This is a genomic window from Candidatus Endoriftia persephonae (genome assembly GCF_023733635.1).
GTDB classification, from domain to species: Bacteria; Pseudomonadota; Gammaproteobacteria; order Chromatiales; family Chromatiaceae; genus Endoriftia; species Endoriftia persephonae.
On sequence record NZ_CP090569.1, the window covers coordinates 618,770 to 636,741 of the forward strand.

Annotated in this window: 19 protein-coding genes; 7 read left to right on the forward strand and 12 right to left on the reverse strand. The window is 61.2% G+C overall.

The genetic code is table 11. The annotated features are described in order from the left end of the window. Positions 1 to 9 precede the first annotated feature (9 nt). The 6 genes from L0Y14_RS02945 to L0Y14_RS02970 all read left to right on the forward strand — a co-directional run bounded on the left by L0Y14_RS02945 (position 10) and on the right by L0Y14_RS02970 (position 7,896). Entirely contained in the window at positions 10 to 696 is a 687-nt protein-coding gene (locus tag L0Y14_RS02945) for a hypothetical protein (protein ID WP_005965719.1), read from the forward strand. A gap of 217 nt (positions 697 to 913) precedes the next feature. After that, the gene (locus L0Y14_RS02950) at positions 914 to 1,603 is read left to right on the forward strand and encodes a DUF2764 family protein (RefSeq protein WP_006473677.1); all 690 of its coding nucleotides are present in this window, start codon (positions 914 to 916) and stop codon (positions 1,601 to 1,603) included. Between the two features lie 23 nt (positions 1,604 to 1,626). Then, positions 1,627 to 3,474 (forward strand): V-type ATP synthase subunit A, encoded by a 1,848-nt coding sequence (locus tag L0Y14_RS02955; protein ID WP_006473678.1) that lies wholly within the window; start codon positions 1,627 to 1,629, stop codon positions 3,472 to 3,474. A 75-nt stretch (positions 3,475 to 3,549) separates the two neighbouring features. After that, positions 3,550 to 5,907 carry a fatty acid cis/trans isomerase gene (locus L0Y14_RS02960; RefSeq protein WP_006473679.1) on the forward strand — a complete coding sequence of 786 codons (2,358 nt, stop codon included), beginning with the start codon at positions 3,550 to 3,552 and terminating at the stop codon, positions 5,905 to 5,907. Positions 5,908 to 5,980: 73 nt separating this feature from the next. Beyond that, a complete protein-coding gene (locus L0Y14_RS02965) occupies positions 5,981 to 6,670 on the forward strand; it encodes a HoxN/HupN/NixA family nickel/cobalt transporter (RefSeq protein WP_006473680.1) in 690 nt (229 codons plus the stop codon). Between the two features lie 278 nt (positions 6,671 to 6,948). Next, positions 6,949 to 7,896 carry a DMT family transporter gene (locus tag L0Y14_RS02970; protein ID WP_006473681.1) on the forward strand — a complete coding sequence of 316 codons (948 nt, stop codon included), beginning with the start codon at positions 6,949 to 6,951 and terminating at the stop codon, positions 7,894 to 7,896. A gap of 150 nt (positions 7,897 to 8,046) precedes the next feature. On the opposite strand, the gene L0Y14_RS02975 is transcribed toward L0Y14_RS02970, so the two are convergent. The 7 genes from L0Y14_RS02975 to L0Y14_RS03005 form a co-directional block, all read right to left on the reverse strand. Further along, on the reverse strand, positions 8,047 to 8,334 hold the full coding sequence (locus L0Y14_RS02975) for a hypothetical protein (protein ID WP_005963236.1): 288 nt from the start codon (positions 8,332 to 8,334) through the stop codon (positions 8,047 to 8,049). A 3-nt stretch (positions 8,335 to 8,337) separates the two neighbouring features. Beyond that, entirely contained in the window at positions 8,338 to 9,612 is a 1,275-nt protein-coding gene (locus L0Y14_RS02980) for a TRAP transporter large permease (protein WP_006473682.1), read from the reverse strand. Continuing rightward, a complete protein-coding gene (locus L0Y14_RS02985) occupies positions 9,612 to 10,100 on the reverse strand; it encodes a TRAP transporter small permease (protein ID WP_005963232.1) in 489 nt (162 codons plus the stop codon). Before L0Y14_RS02985 ends, L0Y14_RS02980 begins: the two co-directional genes overlap by 1 nt. A gap of 61 nt (positions 10,101 to 10,161) precedes the next feature. After that, positions 10,162 to 10,497, reverse strand: a complete 336-nt coding sequence (locus L0Y14_RS02990) for a cupin domain-containing protein (protein ID WP_305790619.1) — start codon at positions 10,495 to 10,497, stop codon at positions 10,162 to 10,164. A gap of 9 nt (positions 10,498 to 10,506) precedes the next feature. After that, a complete protein-coding gene (locus tag L0Y14_RS02995; protein WP_006475719.1) occupies positions 10,507 to 11,505 on the reverse strand; it encodes a TRAP transporter substrate-binding protein in 999 nt (332 codons plus the stop codon). A gap of 140 nt (positions 11,506 to 11,645) precedes the next feature. Then, a complete protein-coding gene (locus tag L0Y14_RS03000) occupies positions 11,646 to 12,497 on the reverse strand; it encodes a TRAP transporter TatT component family protein (RefSeq protein WP_005963227.1) in 852 nt (283 codons plus the stop codon). A gap of 28 nt (positions 12,498 to 12,525) precedes the next feature. Next, a complete protein-coding gene (locus L0Y14_RS03005; protein WP_006475718.1) occupies positions 12,526 to 12,888 on the reverse strand; it encodes a hypothetical protein in 363 nt (120 codons plus the stop codon). Positions 12,889 to 13,072: 184 nt separating this feature from the next. Between L0Y14_RS03005 and L0Y14_RS03010 the strand changes: the two genes are divergently transcribed. After that, positions 13,073 to 14,413 (forward strand): alanine/glycine:cation symporter family protein, encoded by a 1,341-nt coding sequence (locus L0Y14_RS03010; protein WP_005963223.1) that lies wholly within the window; start codon positions 13,073 to 13,075, stop codon positions 14,411 to 14,413. Positions 14,414 to 14,435: 22 nt separating this feature from the next. Here L0Y14_RS03010 and L0Y14_RS03015 read toward each other — a convergent pair whose 3' ends face one another. The 5 genes from L0Y14_RS03015 to L0Y14_RS03035 form a co-directional block, all read right to left on the reverse strand. Continuing rightward, entirely contained in the window at positions 14,436 to 14,828 is a 393-nt protein-coding gene (locus tag L0Y14_RS03015) for a hypothetical protein (protein ID WP_005963222.1), read from the reverse strand. A 194-nt stretch (positions 14,829 to 15,022) separates the two neighbouring features. After that, complete coding sequence (locus L0Y14_RS03020; protein WP_240991744.1) at positions 15,023 to 15,328, reverse strand: glutaredoxin family protein; 306 nt, start codon at positions 15,326 to 15,328, stop codon at positions 15,023 to 15,025. A gap of 24 nt (positions 15,329 to 15,352) precedes the next feature. After that, complete coding sequence (locus tag L0Y14_RS03025) at positions 15,353 to 15,679, reverse strand: BolA family protein (protein WP_040820132.1); 327 nt, start codon at positions 15,677 to 15,679, stop codon at positions 15,353 to 15,355. Between the two features lie 88 nt (positions 15,680 to 15,767). Next, complete coding sequence (locus tag L0Y14_RS03030; protein WP_006475716.1) at positions 15,768 to 16,640, reverse strand: dihydroorotate dehydrogenase electron transfer subunit; 873 nt, start codon at positions 16,638 to 16,640, stop codon at positions 15,768 to 15,770. Positions 16,641 to 16,672: 32 nt separating this feature from the next. Then, on the reverse strand, positions 16,673 to 17,968 hold the full coding sequence (locus L0Y14_RS03035; protein ID WP_006475715.1) for a dihydroorotase: 1,296 nt from the start codon (positions 17,966 to 17,968) through the stop codon (positions 16,673 to 16,675). Positions 17,969 to 17,972: the final 4 nt, after the last annotated feature.

Below are 17,972 nucleotides of genomic sequence, written 5' to 3' on the forward strand. Positions count from 1 at the left end.
GAGGGTCAGGTGGCAAAACAGGATCAGGCACTACAGGTCTCCTCCGGGGTGGAGGCGCTGATCGAGCGGCTGCATGATGAGGGTGTCGCGGCGGGGCAGGAGCGGGCGAAAAAGATTGTCGCCGATGCGGAACACCAGGCCGCCTGGATCATTGAGCAGGCAGAGCTGGAATCAGAACAGCTGCGCAGAGAGGCGCGGGAGTCGGCAGAAAAGACCCGCAAGGCGCTACAGGAGTCGCTGGCGGTGGCGGTGCGCGACGCCATCCTGTCGCTGAAATCGACCCTCACGGCACGTTTTGCCAAGGATGTGCAGCGCGCCGTGGGCGAAGAGATGAGCCGCCAGGAGATGCTGCAGCGGTTGATTCTGGAGGTGGCCGGGCGTACCCGGGAGCAGCTGGCCGAGGATGAACCGCTCGAGCTGCTGCTACCGCGGGACGTGGTGGGGCTGGAGCAGTTGCGCAAAGATCCAGAGGCGTTGCGTGCCAGTCCGTTGACCGAGCTGAGTGGCCTGATTACCAAGGAGATGCTGCGTGATGGGGTCAGTTTTGGTGAGGCGGACGACCAGCATGCCGGTATCCGTCTGTCGATCCGGGACGGTGCGATCCAGCTCGATCTGAGTGATGTGGCGGTGACCCGGCTGCTATTGGCCCACCTGCAGCCGCGCTTCCGTGCCCTGGTGGAGGGGATTGTCGGTTAGGAGCCTCTGAATGAATCTGGGCGAACAGAATTGTGAGGCCAATTTTTCCGCTGCAAGGCGGAAATCGCAGGTAATAGTATGCCTATTGCCAAGATTGACGACGCAGCAGCGGGAGATGTATTCAGCGCATCCCTTCGGGGCTTGCGTGAAAAACGGCGCCAGGCCGTTTTTGGGACCGCAAGGCGGTCGCCCATGATTCGTTCAGAGGCTCCTTAATATGTCTGGCGACCTCTATATCACCCTGCTCACCAGTCTGCCCTATCACGGCGAGCTGTTCGGCGAGCAGCAGACACCGATCTCACGGATCCAGCTGGAGAGCCGGCTGCGTCTGCTGGAGCCGGAGGACGCCGTCACCCTCGACGCCATCGAGCAGCTGATCCGCTGGGCCAATCACTCGCTGGATGAGGATGATGCCGCGGTGGCGGCGCAGACACAGCGGCTGCTTGAGGGGGAGATCTGCAGTTGGTTGCAGCAGCTGATCGCCTACCGCATGGAGATACGTACCTTGATGGCGGCACTGCGCCGACGCCGCCGGGGCGAAGGCCCGCCCGAGCGCCCCAGCGGTTGGGGGGTCGGCCGCTGGCAACGGCGCATCCACGCCAATTGGGGTGAACCCGGGTTTCGCCTCGAAGGGGTCTTCCCATGGGTGCTGGAGGCCAACCGGCTGATGCAGGAGGAAGATCACCTGGGGCTCGAACGGTTGCTGCTGGGGGTGACCTGGCGTGCGCTGGAGCGCTTTGGCGAGGGACACTACTTCGATTTCGAGGCGGTGGTGGTTTATGTGCTGCGTTGGGGCATTATCGATCGCTGGAGCTGCTACCACGGTAAGGCAGCAGTGGCGCGTTTTGAAAGCCTGGTGGAGCAGGCGCTGGCAGGCCAGCGGCTGGAGTTTGTAGGAGATGGATGAGTCATGAATAACGGGATAAGCGCATGAGTGAGAAGGCCGAACTGGCGCGCATCGTCGCCGTCCAGGAGGACATAGTCACCATCGAGAGCCCGCTTGAGGGCGGTCCGCCGCTGGTGAAGAACGAGGTGATCTACATCCTGCCCCAGCGACTTGCCGATGGGCGTCAGGAGCGCCTCAAGGCGGAGGTGCTGCGGGTCAAGGGGCGACAGGCGGTGGCGCAGGTGTTCGAGAGTACCCGCGCCATTGGCATCGGTGATCCGGTGGAGCAGAGCGGGCAGATGCTCTCGGTGACCCTGGGGCCGGGCCTGCTGGGGCAGGTCTACGATGGTCTGCAGAACCCGCTGGAGGGGCTGGCGATCGGCTTTGGCAACTTCCTGCCCCGCGGGGTCGATCTGCCGGCCCTCGATCCCACTGCCAAGTGGTCCTTCGTGCCGCAGGTGGAGACTGGCGCGCGGCTGCGTCCCGGCGATACCCTGGGCACGGTGCAGGAGGGGCGTTTCACCCATAAGATCATGGTGCCGTTCGGGGAGCGGGATGAGGTGACGGTGACCTGGATTCAGCAGGGTACCTTCACCGTCGATGTGCCGGTGGCGCGCATCAAAGACGCACGCGGCCATGAGCGCTCCCTGACCCTGGCTCAGGAGTGGCCGGTGCGCAAGGCGCTGCCCGAGCAATTGCTACGCCGTCGCACTAGTCAGCGGTTGTTCCCTGAAGAGCCGCTGATCACCGGGCAGCGCCTGATCGACACCTTTTTTCCCATAGCCCGCGGCGGCACCGGCTGCATCCCCGGTCCATTTGGCGCTGGCAAGACCGTGCTGCAGAGCCTGATCTCGCGCTTCTCGGCGGTGGATGTGGTGATCGTGGTGGCCTGTGGCGAGCGTGCCGGCGAGGTGGTAGAGACCATTACCGAGTTCCCTAAGATGAATGATCCGCGCAGCGGCGGCTCGCTGATGGACCGTACCATCATCATCTGCAACACCTCGTCGATGCCGGTGGCGGCGCGCGAGGCGTCGATCTACACCGGCATCACCCTTGGTGAGTACTACCGCCAGATGGGTTTTGATGTGCTGCTGATCGCTGACTCCACCTCCCGCTGGGCGCAGGCGATGCGCGAGACCTCGGGACGTATGGAGGAGATCCCCGGCGAGGAGGCCTTTCCCGCCTACCTCGACTCAGCGGTGCGCGGCATCTATGAGCGTGCCGGCCTGCTGCAGAGCAACGACGGCTCGGTAGGCAGCCTGACCATGATCGGCACCGTCTCCCCCGCCGGCGGTAACTTCGAGGAGCCGGTGACCCAGTCGACCCTGGGTACGGTGAAGTGTTTTCTCGGCCTCAGCGCGGAGCGCGCCTACAAGCGCTTCTATCCGGCGGTAGACCCGCTGCTCTCCTGGTCGCGCTACCACGATCAGCTGCGCCCCTGGTTTGAACGGCAGATCGCGCCGGGCTGGAGCGATCGGGTGAAACAGATGACCGAGCTGCTCGGCCAAGGCGAGTCAGTCTCGCAGATGATGCAGGTCACCGGCGAGGAGGGGATCACCCTGGAGGACTTTGTTGTCTATCAGAAGGCGCTGTTTGTCGACATGGTGTTTCTGCAACAGGATGCCTTCGACAAGGTTGATGCCACCGCCACTCTGGAGCGTCAGGCAGACTCCTTCAACCGTGTCTTTCGATTGGTGAACCAGCACTACAAGTTTGCCGACAAGGATGAGGCCCGGCACTATTTCACCCAGCTGACCGGCCTCTATCGCAACCTCAACTACAGTGACCAGGAGACCCCCCAGTACCAGGAATACCTGCAGCAGATCGAGATACTGGCCAGCGCCAGGCGCAGTACAGCGGAGTCAGACAAGAGGCCTGCAGCGCCCCACTGATCTGATAGAATTAGGACGCCGACAGACGGGTGAGCCTGCGGCCTCTGCTGGATCGATCAACCAAGGCAGGTCCCGATGGCTGTGCGTTATTTCTGGTTGTTGCTGCTAATCTCCCTCTCCCTTTCGGCCTGTAACCCTCTGACCCGTGAACTGGCGGATCGACCTGACCTCAGCCTCTACTTTATGGAGATCCTGGCGACGGCAGAGCAGGGGGAGCCGGTGGATTATCAGCATGAGGTTAAACCGCTGCTTGAGCGCCGCTGTGTGGTCTGCCACGGCTATTACGATGCCCCCTGCCAGCTCAAGCTGAGCGCCTATGAGGGGATCACTCGCGGCGCCAGCAAACAGGAGGTGTATGACGGCACCCGGCTGATCTCCGCTAATGTTACCCGCCTCTTCATCGATGCCCAGACGCCACAGCAGTGGCGTGAGAAAGAGTTTCATGCGGTGATCAACGAAGGCCAGGGCAACAGCCTGGGCAATCTGGAGAACAGCCTGATCGCCGGCATGCTGGCGCTGAAGAGGCTGCATCCGATGCCTGCAGGACGCCGCTTGCCTGACAGCTTCGACCTAAAGCTTAATCGAGACCAGCAGTGCGCCAGCCGCCAGGAGTTCGCCGACTTCACTGCGGAGCATCCGCTCTGGGGCATGCCTTACGGAGTGCCGGGGCTGGCCGATGAGGAGTACGGGGTGTTGATGCGCTGGCTGGCGCAGGGGGCGCAAGGCGACGATCGAGTGGTGCTGAACCCGCAACAGCAAGTGCGGGTAAGTCGCTGGGAGACGTTTCTCAATGGCCGTTCCCTGCAGCAGCAGCTGATGAGTCGCTATCTGTTCGAGCACCTGTTCATCGGCGATCTCTACTTTGATGAAATGCCGTCCGGTGTTTGGTTTCGTCTGGTGCGCTCCCGCACCCCCAGCGGCGCGCCGATTGCGATCATTCCCAGCCGGCGTCCCTTCGATGACCCCGGGGTGAAGCGTTTCTACTATCGATTGCAGCCAGTACGTACCAGCATCCTGGCGAAGACCCATCTGCCCTACGCCCTGAGCCCCGCACGCATGCAGCGTTGGCAGCAATTGTTTCTCGGGGATGGCTATCGAGTCGATGCATTGCCTGGTTATGGTAGCCGGTTTGCAGCCAACCCGTTCAAGACCTTCCAGGCGATTCCGGTGAAGAGCCGTTATCTATTTCTGCTGGACGATGCGCGCCACTTTATCTCCGGCTTTATCAAGGGGCCGGTGTGCCGCGGACAGGTGGCACTGAACGTGATCAATGATCACTTCTGGCTCTTCTTTCTCGACCCCGATAATCCGATCATCGACTACGATGCCGACCGGGTGCTGGCCGACATGGGGGAGCGGTTGCGGTTGCCCTCCGGCGAGAGCAGCGATGCCCTGCTGTTGGTCAACTGGCTCGAATACTGGCAGCGGCATGAATCCTATCTGGCGGCAAAGCGGGACTATCTGCGGCAGCGTTTCGACGACTCTGAGGATATCAATCTCGACCTGGTGTGGGATGGTGAACGGCACAATCCCAATGCGGCATTGACGGTGTTTCGCCACTTCGATAGCGCAAGCGTGGTGGAGGGGCTGGTGGGTGAGCGGTCGCAGAGTGCTTGGCTGATCAGCTACAATCTGCTTGAGCGGATCCACTATCTGCTAGTGGCGGGGTTTGATGTCTATGGCAATCTCGGGCATCAGCTTAACACCCGTCTCTACATGGACTACCTGCGCATGGATGGCGAGTTCAACTTCCTGATGCTGCTGCCACGGCAGGAACGCGAGAAAAAATGGCGCCACTGGTATCGGGATGCCCACGACAAGGTACGGGAGTTCATTGACCAGCAGCAGCTGAACTTCGACCAGGAGAGCGGCATCAACTATCTTAGTGACGACCCGATGCAGGAGCTATTGGCGATGTTACGCCGGCGCCTGGGTGGTGCCGACGCCTCAAAATATCGTCTGCAGCCGGAGAGCACAGACTATGTCGAACGCCAGTTGCAGCGGCTGACCCACCTGCAGGGGCTGCCGGTGATCCATCTGCCACAGATGGCACTGCTCAGCGTGGTCGGCGGCAATGCTGGCCTCCATCTCTATACTCTGCTGCGCAACAACGCCCACAGCAATATTGCCCATATCTTTCGTGAGCAACAACGGCGTCTGCCGCAGGAGGATACGCTTTCTGTGAGTAGGGGGGTGGTGGGTGCCTATCCCAACCTTCTGCTGCGGGTTGAAAGTTCCCGGTTGGCCGGTTTTGTGGATGAGATCGCCGCGATGCGTGACCAGGCCGACTATCGTGCCTTGCTGGACCGGTATGGGGTACGCCGCACCAGCGCGGATTTCTGGCTGCACAGCGATCGGTTGCATGCCGCCTATCGGCAACAGGAGCCGATCGAGGCCGGTTTGTTTGACTTCAATCGATTGGATAACGATTAGCCCGCCTGGTGTGGGGTGGTTGAGTTATAGTTGATCGGGAAGGGTGACTCGTATCATTGCAACAGGGGGCGGTGTGTTCACTATCCTCGCGTTCGGTTTTCTTATCGGTATGCAGCATGCGATGGAAGCAGACCACCTGGCTGCAGTGGCCTCGTTGGTCAGTGGTCGTCGCAGTCTGCGGGAGTCGCTGCGCCAGGGTGCGGTCTGGGGGCTGGGGCATAGCCTTACCCTGTTCTGTTTTGCCGGGGTGGTGGTGGTGCTCGACAGTCTGATACCGGCCAGCATCGCCCAGTTGCTGGAGCAATTGGTGGGGTTGATGCTGATCCTTTTGGGCATCGACCTGTTGCGCCGCCTGATCCGCGAGCGGGTCCACTTCCACGCTCATCGCCACGGCGATCTGCAGCACTTTCACGCCCACTCCCACCGCCAGAGCGGGCTTGATCATGCCGTTGATCCACATCAGCACAAACACCCTAAAGGCTTCCCGCTACGCGCCCTGCTGGTCGGTATGACGCATGGCCTGGCGGGCTCCGCTGCGCTGATCCTGCTAACCTTGGAGAGTGTTCAGTCACCACAGCAGGGGCTGCTCTATATTCTGCTCTTCGGTTTGGGCTCGATCGTCGGTATGGCGCTGCTCTCGCTGGCCATCAGCCTGCCGCTGCGCTACTCGGCCCGCAACCTCAGCTGGGCCCACAACGGTCTGAAAGGGGTGGTGGGTCTGGTAACGATTGGCTTGGGGGCAACTCTGTTGGTTGGGGTCTGACTGAAAAAATACCGCCCGATCTGAAATCAATAGTTGACCCTGGAAGGGTTCGGCGGCATGCTCTTGCCTATGGAGGATTTGATGCACATCAAAGACGTTTTGGTAGTATGCCGACTGCGCATTTGGGCAGCGGTGGGACCGTCTGTGCGTCTGGAGGAGGAGAGCTGAGGATTTAATTAGAACAAACCGAAGCATAATAATCTTGAAGGCCGCAGATCCTACCATCTGCGGCCTTTTTTATTGGCCAAAGTAAATGTATTGACGATAAGGAAGGAAAGATGTCTGTTCCGGCCGCCTATCTGGGCGTGGTGTTGATCTGGGCCACCACTCCGCTGGCAATCAAGTGGAGTGGTGATGGTAGTGGCTATCTATTCGGGGTCACCAGCCGTATGTTGATCGGCGTGGTACTGGCATTGGTGCTGATCGCACTGCTGCGCCTGCAGATGCCCTGGCACCGTCGTGCACGCCGCACCTATCTGGCTGCCGGGTTGGGTATCTATGTGGCGATGTTGGCGGTCTATTGGGCCTCTCAATACATTCCGTCGGGGTGGATCTCGGTGCTGTTCGGCCTGAGTCCGATCATTACCGGCCTGCTGGCGCACTATTGGCTGGAGGAGGTTGGCCTGACACCGCTGCGTCTGCTGGCGGTGGGGTTGGCCCTGGCGGGGCTGGCTCTGATCTTTATTGACAGTCTGAACTACCCGGCGGTGGCGATGCTGGGGGTTGCTGCGATGCTGGTCTCGGTGACCATTCACTCCGCCAGTAGTGTCTGGGTCAAACGCCTAGATGCCGGCCTGCATGGTCTGGTGGTGACCGGCGGTGGCCTGCTGGTGGCGGTACCGCTGTTTCTGCTCACCTGGTTTCTGACCGGCGAACAGTGGCCCGAGACCATTCCTGGGCGGGCGCTCAGCGCAATTCTCTACCTGGGCGTGATCGGCTCGGTGCTCGGTTTTGCCCTCTACTTCTACGTGCTGCGGCATGTGGAGGCGACCCGGGTGGCTCTGATCGCGCTGATGACACCGGTATTGGCGCTGCTGCTAGGCCACTACTTCAACGGTGAAGCACTCGATCTCTCGGTCGGGATCGGTGCTGGCTTGATCATGTTGGGGCTGGCCGGGTTTGAGTTTGCAGATCGCTTCCAGCGAGAACTGGTCACACCCATCTCAGGGATGACTGGCGAGCAGGCCCTAATGGATGATCCGGACCAGCCGACCGAGCGCAGCTGAGGTCAGTCTGGCGACTCTTTGCCGGCTGATCTCCGCCCAGGGGAAGGCGGGCATCTATCGCCGGAACCGGGATGGCTGGCGTCAGCTCCACCATCATGGATCGATTGCCGATTCTGATTTACTGCAGGCGTATCAGCGTGCAGTGATGGGTTAGGTGGGGTCGGTGGGGGCGCTATCCAGCAGGCCATTGCGCTGCAGGATGCGGTGGATCTTGCGGCCGCTGTCGGCCAGCTGGGAGAGGTCGCCGAAGTTGGGGCGCACGCCCTGGTCGAGTCGTGCCTGCCAACCTTCCAGCTCACTCTCCAGGTAGTCGAGCAACTTCAATGAGCAGCCATTGCAGGGGCCGTCGCAGATCCGTGCCTCGGCCAGATCGAAGGGGGTCGCCGCGCGGATCTGCCTGATCAGCTGATGCATCGCAGTGGTGGTGTCCGGCTTCATTGCTCAGCCACGCCCGAGCAGGGCGAGGGAGAGGAACGGCCAGTAAGTGATGATCAGTACCGCGCCGAACAGGATGAAGAACCAGGGCAGGGTGGCCAGATAGATCTGTATGATCGGTCGCTCGAAGCGGTAGCTGGCGATGAACAGATTCATCCCCACCGGCGGGGTGAAGTAGCCGATCTGCATATTGGCGAGGAAGATGATGCCCAGATGCACCGGGTCGATGCCGTACTGCACCGCCACCGGCAACAGCAGAGGCACCATCAACACCAGCGCGGAGAAGATATCGAGCATGGTGCCGAGCACCAGCAGAAAGACGTTGAGCAGCATCAGGAAGGTGAGCGGATCAGAGACTCTCGCACTGACCCACTCGAACAGCTGGGTGGGGATCTCGGCGTCGATCAGGTAGTTAGTGGAGGCGAGCGACAAGCCCAGGATCACCAGGATGCCGCCCACCAGCAACATCGACTCGCGCATCACCCCGGGCAGCTTGCGCAACGGGATCTCCTGATGGATGAAGACCTCTACCACCAGCACATAGAAGGCGGTGACTGCGGCCGCCTCGGAGATCGCGAAGTAGCCGCTGTAGACCCCGCCGAGCACGATGATCGGCAGCGGGATCTCCCAGATCGCCTTGCGCATCGCATCCAGTGCCTCAACCCGGGAGAAGGGATGCAGCGTGGCGCCGCGGCTCGACCAGAGGCTCCAGCCGACCAGCAGCACCAGCATCAGCAGGCCGGGCAGAATGCCGGCGAGGAACATGTCATCCACCGAGACCGATACGCCGATGCCCATCTGCTGCGCTACCACCGCGTAGAGGATCAGCGGCAGCGCCGGCGCGAACAGCAGTCCCAGGCTGCCGGAGGTGGTGACCAGGCCGAGGCTGAAGTTCTGTTTGTAGCCCGACTCCATCAGGGCCGGATAGAGCAGTGCGCCCAGCGCCACGATGGTTACGCCGGAGGCGCCGGTGAAGGCGGTGAACAGCGCGCAGGCGATCAATGAGACAAAGGCCAGCCCGCCGGGCATCCAGCCGAGCAGGGCGCGGGTCAGGCGCACCAGCCGGTAGGGGGCGTTGCTCTCACTGAGCAGATAACCGGCGAAGGTAAAGAGTGGGATCGCCAGCAACACCGGCATCTCGGCGATGCGGAAGAACTCGATCGCCACTACTGACAGGTCGATCTCTGACTGGTAGAAGCCCCACAGGGCGCTGGCGCCGATGATCACGAACAGCGGGGTGCCGATCAGCGCTAGCAGGATCAGTCCGAGAGCGATCAGCATCACTGCCACTCCCCGTTGCGAAAGCGCAGCGGCAGGTTCAGCAGAAAACGCAGTGTCAACACGCCAAAACCGATCGGGATAATGATCTCGCCGGCCCAGGCGGGAATGCCGTTGAACAGCTTTGTGCCATCCTGCCATTCGAACCAGACGAAGCGGCCACCGTGCCAGGCGATCAGGCTGCAGACGGCGGCGCTGAACAGGTCGGTGGCTGCCTGCAGATAGGCTAGGCCACGTCCTTTGAAGATGTGGGAGAGCAGATCGATGCGGATGTGGCGGTCCTCGCGGGCGGCCGCCAGCGCACCGAGTAGGGTGATCCAGAGCACCATTATGCGTAGGCTTGGATCGGCCCAGATGATGCCGGAGTCGAACAGGTTGCGTAGCGCGATCTGCGCCACCGCGAGCAGGATCATCGCGGAGAGCAGCAGTGCCATCAGGCCGTCCTCGATGGCGAGGATTGTGCGTCGGATCCGTTTCAATTGTTCCAGCATGATGGCAGCAGTATACGCGTTTTACAGACAGATCCCGATAGGAATACGGATAGTTCAGCCCTTAGGTGCTGGATAGCGGGGGGCAGGAGTGGATATGCAGCGCCAGCCAGATGCAGAGGGGATCCTGGCTGGTCTGCAGCACCTGATGGGGTGTGTGGGCCGGGATGAAAAGCGAGTCGCCGCGCGACAGCGTGAGTTGTTCACCCGCCATCTCCAGCAGTGCCTCTCCCTGGATCACCGCCACCCACTCGTCCTGCTCCTGAACAAACAGCTCGCTGCGGCTGCCGGCGGGGCTGATGATACGCTCCAGCTCCAGGTTGGGGCAGCGCAACAGGGTCTCGAAACGCTCCTGAGAGCCGTTGGCTGAGGCGTGATCGAAGAGATTGAAGACCTGCAACACTGAACCCTAGTTGGGGTGCGAGCGGCGGTATGCTGTGATCAGTTGCCGCAACTGTTCGAATAGCAATTTTGAGAGTGCCCCATCCTGGACGGCCTGAGTGACGGAATTGGCGGCTTTCTGCTCCCACAGGGCGCGGTCCGCCGGGTCCGGCTGGATGAATTCAATGCCTTGTTGTTTGAGGGCGGCCTTGGCCTGTTTGTTATCGCTGCGGTTGGATGTGTTCAGCGACGCGAATGCCTTGAGCATCTCCTCTCTGAGGATGGCCCGGTCGGCACTGGAGAGCTTCTTCAGCGCCTTCTCTTTGATCACCAGACTGCCATAGAGATAGGAGAGCGGGATATCGGTGAGGTATTTCACCCGGGTGTGCCACTGCAGTGCAATCGCGCCGATCGGTGAGGAGGCAATGGTGTCGATGAGGCCGGTCTGCAGGCCGGTCAGGACATCGGTGAGCGGCAGGGGGATCGGCGATATGCCAAGTTCGCTGAAGGCGTTGCTGCTGACTTGATCGGTCTCGGGGATCCAGATCCGTTGTGATTTGAGCTCCTGCGTGTTGCGTACCGGGCTGTTGGACAACAGATAGGCAAAGCCGCCCTCACTGATGCCGTAGCTGGCAAAACCCTTGGCATGGAGCGACTCGGCGATCAAAGGATCCATCGACTGACGCACATGGTCCACCTCCTGCAGGTTACGGAACAGAAACGGCAGTCCGTAGAGTTGTGCATCCGAGGAGATCTGGGTCAGGCCTCCACCGGAGATGGCGCCACCGTGGAGCTGGTTGACACGGATCTTGCGCAGCACGCTCTGGTCATTGCCCATCACGCCACCGGGGTAGAAGCGCAGTTTGACCCGCCCCTCGGTGCGCGTTTTGATCTGTTTGGCCGCTGCGCGCATGGTCTTCATCCAGCTAGTGCCATCCGGCGCGATGGTGGCGATCTTGAGGGTGGTGGCGTTGGCGGTGGTCAGCAGGCTGAGGCTGAAAAAGAGCGCAAGTATCGCGCGGATCATCGTGGACTCCGGATCTGTTGTTTAACGCAGGTAGAAAGGTAGATGCTTTCGCCTGGCAGTACTATCTCGTGTGGGTGCATTTTTGTGTCAATTGCACTGCGTGTGGCGCTGATGCTGGTTTCAGGGGGGGCTACGATTGATCAAAAGTAGTCATCAGCCAGCAGCTCCCGGGCCTGTCTTTGGGCGATGACGTTGCTCAGGGTCAGCCCTGGGGCCTGGGGGTCGGCGGCGATCACCTCGTTGAGCAGGCGGTCGTGTAGTGCTTGATTGAACACCAGGCGGGCATAGCGGCGGGCAAACTCGACCTTGGCAATAAGGTCGCGCCCTTCTGAATATTTCAGGGCCTGTTCGAAGTGTCGCCGGCCAATCTCAGGATTGCCACCCAGCGCCGGTGGGACCTGCGATCGGATGACCCCCAGATAGAGCTGAGCACGACCCTGTTCGTAACCCGGTTTTATGTTGATGACCCGCTGCAGCAGCGTCTCGACTTTGGGCAATTGCGCCACCGCGTTCCAGTCGTCCTGATGGGCCTGGATCCAGCCGGCCCAAGTGGTGGCCATCAGATAAAGGCCTTCGATATCGGAGATGCCGATCTGTGCGACTTCGGCCTGAAACTCGCTGAATGGGGCAGAGCGTTTTTCGCAGAGTCCTGGTTGGGAGTCGCAGAGGCCGCGGCTGGCGTAGTCGAGCGCCTTCTGCGCCAGCCCCTTCTGACGTTCCGGGTCTTTCACCAGGCCGCTGCCATAGGCGCTGTAGAGTCGTGCGCCAGCAAACAGTAGGACTGGATCATCGTTCGATTCAGTGATTAGAGAGTCGAGCAGCAGCAGGTAGGCGGGGGCGCCGCTGCGTACGATCTCCGGGTCGCTCTGATTGAGCATGGCGCTCGACAGATTGGTGGCGAGCGAGTTAGTGGCCATAGAGGCGCAGCCGCTGAGCATCGAGAGCAGCAGCGCAAGCAGGAGCGGCAGGCGCCAGTGAGTGAGTTTGAACATCCGACTGTTCGGTTGGGCGGGGCTGAGGTCAGCGATGTCTGCGTCCGACCTGCTCCATGTGGTGCAGCCAGCCGCTGAACATCTTGCCGATAGAACCGGCATCCCCCCTACGCCCTTTGAAGGTGTGGAAACAGCTTTCGTCATCGTCTGCAGAGCGGGCGGAGCCAAGGTTGAGGAACAGGAACATCAGGAACAGATCGAGCAGGATGGTGACGATGAACAGCGGTATCCGAAGCAGCATATTCTCGCCCATCCAGGTCATGATCGGGGTGTGGTAGCTGACCCCAACATAGAGTGTGCCAAACAGTAGGGCGACCGACATCAGGGAGCAAAAGTCAGCAAGATGTTCGTGTTCGCGGGTAAATCCCTTGAGGTTTCGACAGACTGACATGGTGGTGCCCCCTGAATTCGCAATCGCAGTTCTCAAGATTATCAAGGTTTTAGAGTCTACCGGGCATTGATTGTTGTCAAGCAACGCTGATAGTTTGTGGGCAGTGACGTGGCTATGTATGGCGTTGGTTCCGTCAACAGTTATGAATAATCAAAAATCGGCCTGAAGATTTAGGAGAGAGGATGTGGAGACACTAAGCGCACTGGTAAGCAGCGTCAACGGCATTGTCTGGGGGCCGTTGATGCTGCTGCTTATTCTGGGAACCGGTGTCTTTCTGACCCTGGGCCTGAAACTGATGCCGCTGCGCAAGTTGGGGTACGGCTTTCGCATGCTCTGGCAGGGACGCAGGGGGACGGGAAAGGGTGAGATCAGCCCCTTCAACGCCCTGATGACCTCGCTCTCCGCTACCATTGGTACCGGCAATATTGCCGGGGTGGGAACCGCGATTGCTCTGGGCGGCCCGGGGGCAGTGTTCTGGATGTGGTGCACTGCGCTGGTCGGTATGGCCACCAAGTACGCTGAGGCGGTGCTGGCAGTGAAATACCGCGAGGTGGATGAGCAGGGCAACCATGTGGGCGGTCCGATGTACTACATCAAAAATGGCTTGGGCGAACACTGGACCTGGCTTGGTACGGCGTTTGCCATCTTTGGTGCGATCGCCGGCTTTGGCATCGGCAACATGGTGCAGGCCAACTCGGTGGCGGATGCGGTCTCCACCAATCTGGGTTTCGACAAGTTGGTCGTCGGCATTGTGATGGCGGTGCTGGTGTTTCTGGTGCTGATCGGCGGCATCCGTCGTATCGCCCAGGTGGCGGGTAAGCTGGTGCCGATGATGGCGCTAGCCTATCTGGCGGGTGGCCTGCTGGTGATCCTGGCAAATATTACCGAGCTGCCGGCGGCGCTCGGCCTGATCGTCAGTCAGGCCTTCACCTCCACTGCAGCCACCGGCGGTTTTGCCGGGTCAGCGGTGATGGTGGCGATCCAGATGGGGGTGGCGCGCGGAATCTTCTCCAACGAGGCGGGTCTTGGCTCTGCCCCCATCGCCCATGCCGCTGCCAAGACCGATGATCCGGTACGGCAGGGCTCCATCGCGATGCTCGGTACCTTTATCGATACTCTGGTGCTCTGCACCATCACCGCACTGGTGATCGTGATGACCGGCGAGTGGAGTAGCGGCGCCCAAGGCGCGGCGCTCTCCTCCGCCGCCTTTGCTGCGGGGTTGCCTGGGGTGGGTGAGTGGGTGGTGACCTTCGGCCTGATGATCTTCGCCTTCACCACCATCATCGGTTGGAGTGTCTACGGCGAACGTTGCGTGGAATATCTGTTCGGGGTGAAGGCGATCCTGCCGTTTCGTATCCTCTGGGTGGTGGCGATCCCGCTTGGGGCGACGGTGAAGCTGGCTTTTGTCTGGTTGTTGGCCGACACCCTGAACGCGCTGATGGCGATCCCCAACCTGATCGCGCTGGTGCTGCTGGGGCCGGTGGTATTCCGGCTTACCCTGAACTGCTTCGATAGAGAGGCCTGAGGGGAGGCCGGTAGCAGCAATCTCAATGAGCGGCAGCCTGAACAGCTGCCTCGCGAGTGTAAAAAATTCCGTCACGTACAAAGCCGGCGACTATCCCCTCCCGGGTGCTGAGTGCGCGACCGCTCTGGTCGCGTCGGCAGATCCACTCCTGCGGCAGGCCGTCGAGCAGGTGCATCGGGGCCGGTCGGCCGTCGGCAAACTGGGAGATAATCCAGCTGCCGCTGCTAAGGTCCTGAAAAGCGGGCAAGAAACCAGCATGCCGGTTGTTATCGCTGACCCCATAGGTGCCGTGAAAGTGGCGGTTTTGACGCGCCAGGATCAGCTGGCTGAGGATGCCGCGGCGAATCCGTTGGCGCTCTTCGTTGGCCAGTTTAGTCTTGATGGCCTCGATGGGTTGTAGTTCTGGAGTTCTCATGGGACCTCTCCTCAGCGTTTCTCTCCGCTTTACAGAAGATACGCAGCATATCTGATGCCAGATTCATGGGTACCAAAAATCAATGACTTAGATTGATGTGCGGCGGGCGGTGTAAGGTTTTTCGACAGCTAAAAGGCGATTTTGTACCAGAGCGGCGCTCGTTTGCCGCCGCTTTTGTTTCACTGCGAGAGCTGTCAGCTGGAAAAATGCTGCCTCAGATAGCGTTTGATGTCGGCAGACTCATACATCCACTGCACCCGCCCGTCAGCTGCTTCGATGCGCAGACAGGGCACCTGTGTCATGCCGCCGCCCTGCATCAACTCTTGGCGCCAGACAGGATTGCGCTGAATGTCGCGCAGTTCGATCTTCAGCTGCAGCTTTTTGATGGTGCGGCGCACAGTGACGCAATAGGGGCAGCTGTTGGTCTGGTAGAGTGCCAGGCTGCGACAGGCTTGATCGATTCGGGTCTGCTCATCGGGGCTACGATTGAGGGCTTTCATGCCAAACAGACGTCCCCACATAGTTCAGCTGTCAGACGACGCCTTCGACCCGCCGAGGCACTCCGGAGAGTCGGGGCTGGTGCCCCCCTTGCTGAACCACTCCTCCGGGGTCAGGGGGTGCAGTGCCAGAGCATGCACTCCGGCCTGCAACTCCTCGACGAGGGCCTTGTTGACCGCCCGGTGACGCCCGATCAGGCGTTCACCTTCAAACTGACTGCTGACCAGCACCACCTTGAAGTGGGACTCAGAGCCGGGCGGCACGTTGTGCATGTGGCTCTCATTTGTTATCTCCAAGTGAAGCGGTTGGAAGGCGCTCTGGAGTTTCTCTTTGATGCGGCTCTCTGTATTCATAGCATTGCCTGGTCTGGATTTCTCAATGCTGCCGATTATAGCGGCTGTGGCTGGAGGCAAAGCATGGGGATGATGGGGGCTTTACCGCTCAGACAAACACCTGGCGGGCATCGAACACCGGGCCGTCGACACAGACCCGCTTCATTGCTGGGCCGGCCGGGGTCTCTAGCTCTACCACGCAGCCAGCACAGCCACCGACACCGCAGGCCATGAACTCTTCCAGCGAGACCTGACAGGGCAGCTCGAACTCTTTTGCCAGGGTGGTGACCGCCTCCAGCATCGGGTGCGGGCCGCAGGAGAAGATCTCCACCTGATCCCGCTGATCGGCATCCAGCGCGTCGAGCCAGTGGCGCGCCAGCTCGGTGACATAGCCCTGGTGACAGCCGGGAAAGTCTTGCTGGCTGGTGAGGCGGTTGGGAATGCCCCAGTCATCGAGCAGTGGCATTGCGGCGATCACGCCTTCGGGCAGCTGCGGCATCAGCAGTTGCGAAGGTTGTGGCTGGAACGGGAAAGGCACTTCGGAGCCGAGGATGACAAAGGGTTTCTTGCTCTTGTCGCTACGCAGGGTGTCGGCGAGAAACACCATCGGCGGCATGCCTACGCCGCCGCCGATCAACAGTGGCAGGGAACGATCCGGATCGGGTCTGAACGGTACCCCGATGGGCCCCAGCAGACTGAGTGATTCGCCGCGTTGGCGCAGTGACAGCAACCGGGTGCCTTGTCCGACCGCTTTGTAGAGGAGTTCCACCCAGCCTTCCCTGGCCGACACCCGCATGAGTGAGATCGGCCGGCGCATCGGCTGCAGCGGATCGCACTGCAGATGGACGAAGCTGCCGGGCTGAGCGCGCGCGGCGCACTTTGGGGCCTGCAGGCGCAGGATAAACTGGTCGCCCTCGAAGGCCTCATGGGAGAGGATCTCGGCCTGCTCAAGAAACAGGCTGTCGCGGTGTGGTCTATTCATGGTCTGGCTCATGGTTCGAAATGGGCGGCGGCTTAGGTCGGCTCCGCAGTGTAGACGATACGTCCTTCGAGCAGGGTGTGGCTGACTCTACCGGGCAGGTCCCAGCCGATGAACGGGCTGTTTTTGCCTTGGCTCAACAGCTGATCAGACAGCACCGTCCAGCGCTGCTGCGGATCGAAGATGCAGATGTCTGCGCTGGCGCCGACGGCGAGCTGCCCGAAAGGCAGATCGAGGATCTTCGCCGGCCCGCTGGTGAGGCGGGCGATCGCGTCAGGCAGATCGAGCACTCTCTCCTCGACCAGTTTCAGAGTCAGGGAGAGCAGGGTGTCGAGCCCTGAAATGCCCGGTTCGGTGGCCGGGAAGGGGGCGGCTTTGGCGTCTGGCTCATGGGGCTGATGGTCGGAGCAGATCGCCGACAGTAGGTTGTCGGCGAGTGCCTGACGCAGTCCGTCCCGGTCGCCGCTGGTGCGCAGCGGCGGGATCACGTGGGCGTTGCTGTCGAAGCTCTCCACATCCATCTCGGTGAGAAACAGCTGGTGGATCGCCACGTCGGCGCTCACCTGCTGCTTGCCGAAGCAGGCGCGGGCCAGCATGTTGCTGCCACGGGCAGAGGAAATAGCGTGGAAGTGGATGCGTGCCTTGGCATGTTCCGCCAGCGCCAGATCCCGTGCGATGGCCACCGTCTCCGCCGCCTCGGGGATGCCGGGCAGGCCGAGCCGATCGGCCACCTTACCCTCATGTACGCAGCCCTGGTTGGCGAGATGCTCGTCCTGGGGGCGGATGATGGTGAGGATATTGAAGGTGGCGGCGTATTCCAGTGCGCGCCGTTGCACCAGGGTGTTGAGCAAAGGCGTGTAGGCGTTGCTCACAGCGCAGCAGCCGGCTCGCTTGAGTGCCGCCATCTCGCTCAGCTGGCTGCCCTCCAGCCCCTTGGTCTGCGCCCCCTGGGGCAGCAGACGGCAGTGGCCGGCGGCCCGGGCCAGCCTCTGAATCTGCTCCGCTACCGCCTGGGTGTCGATCACCGGTAGGGTGTCGGGGGGGCAGCAGAGGGTGGTGATACCGCCAGCTGCTGCCGCTGCAGTTTCGCTGGCGATGGTCGCCTTGTGTTCGGCGCCGGGTTGGCGCAGGTTGGCGCAGAGATCGATCAGGCCGGGGCAGACGATCTTGTCACTGGCGTCGATGCTGGTGTCGGCGCTGAAGCCCTCGGGAGGCGCTCCCAGCGAGAGCACCTTGCCATTGCCGATGTGCAGATCCTGGGTCGCGTCGATACCGTGGGCCGGGTCGATTAGACGGCCATTGAGGATGCTGATGGTGTTGCTGTTGTTCATCTGG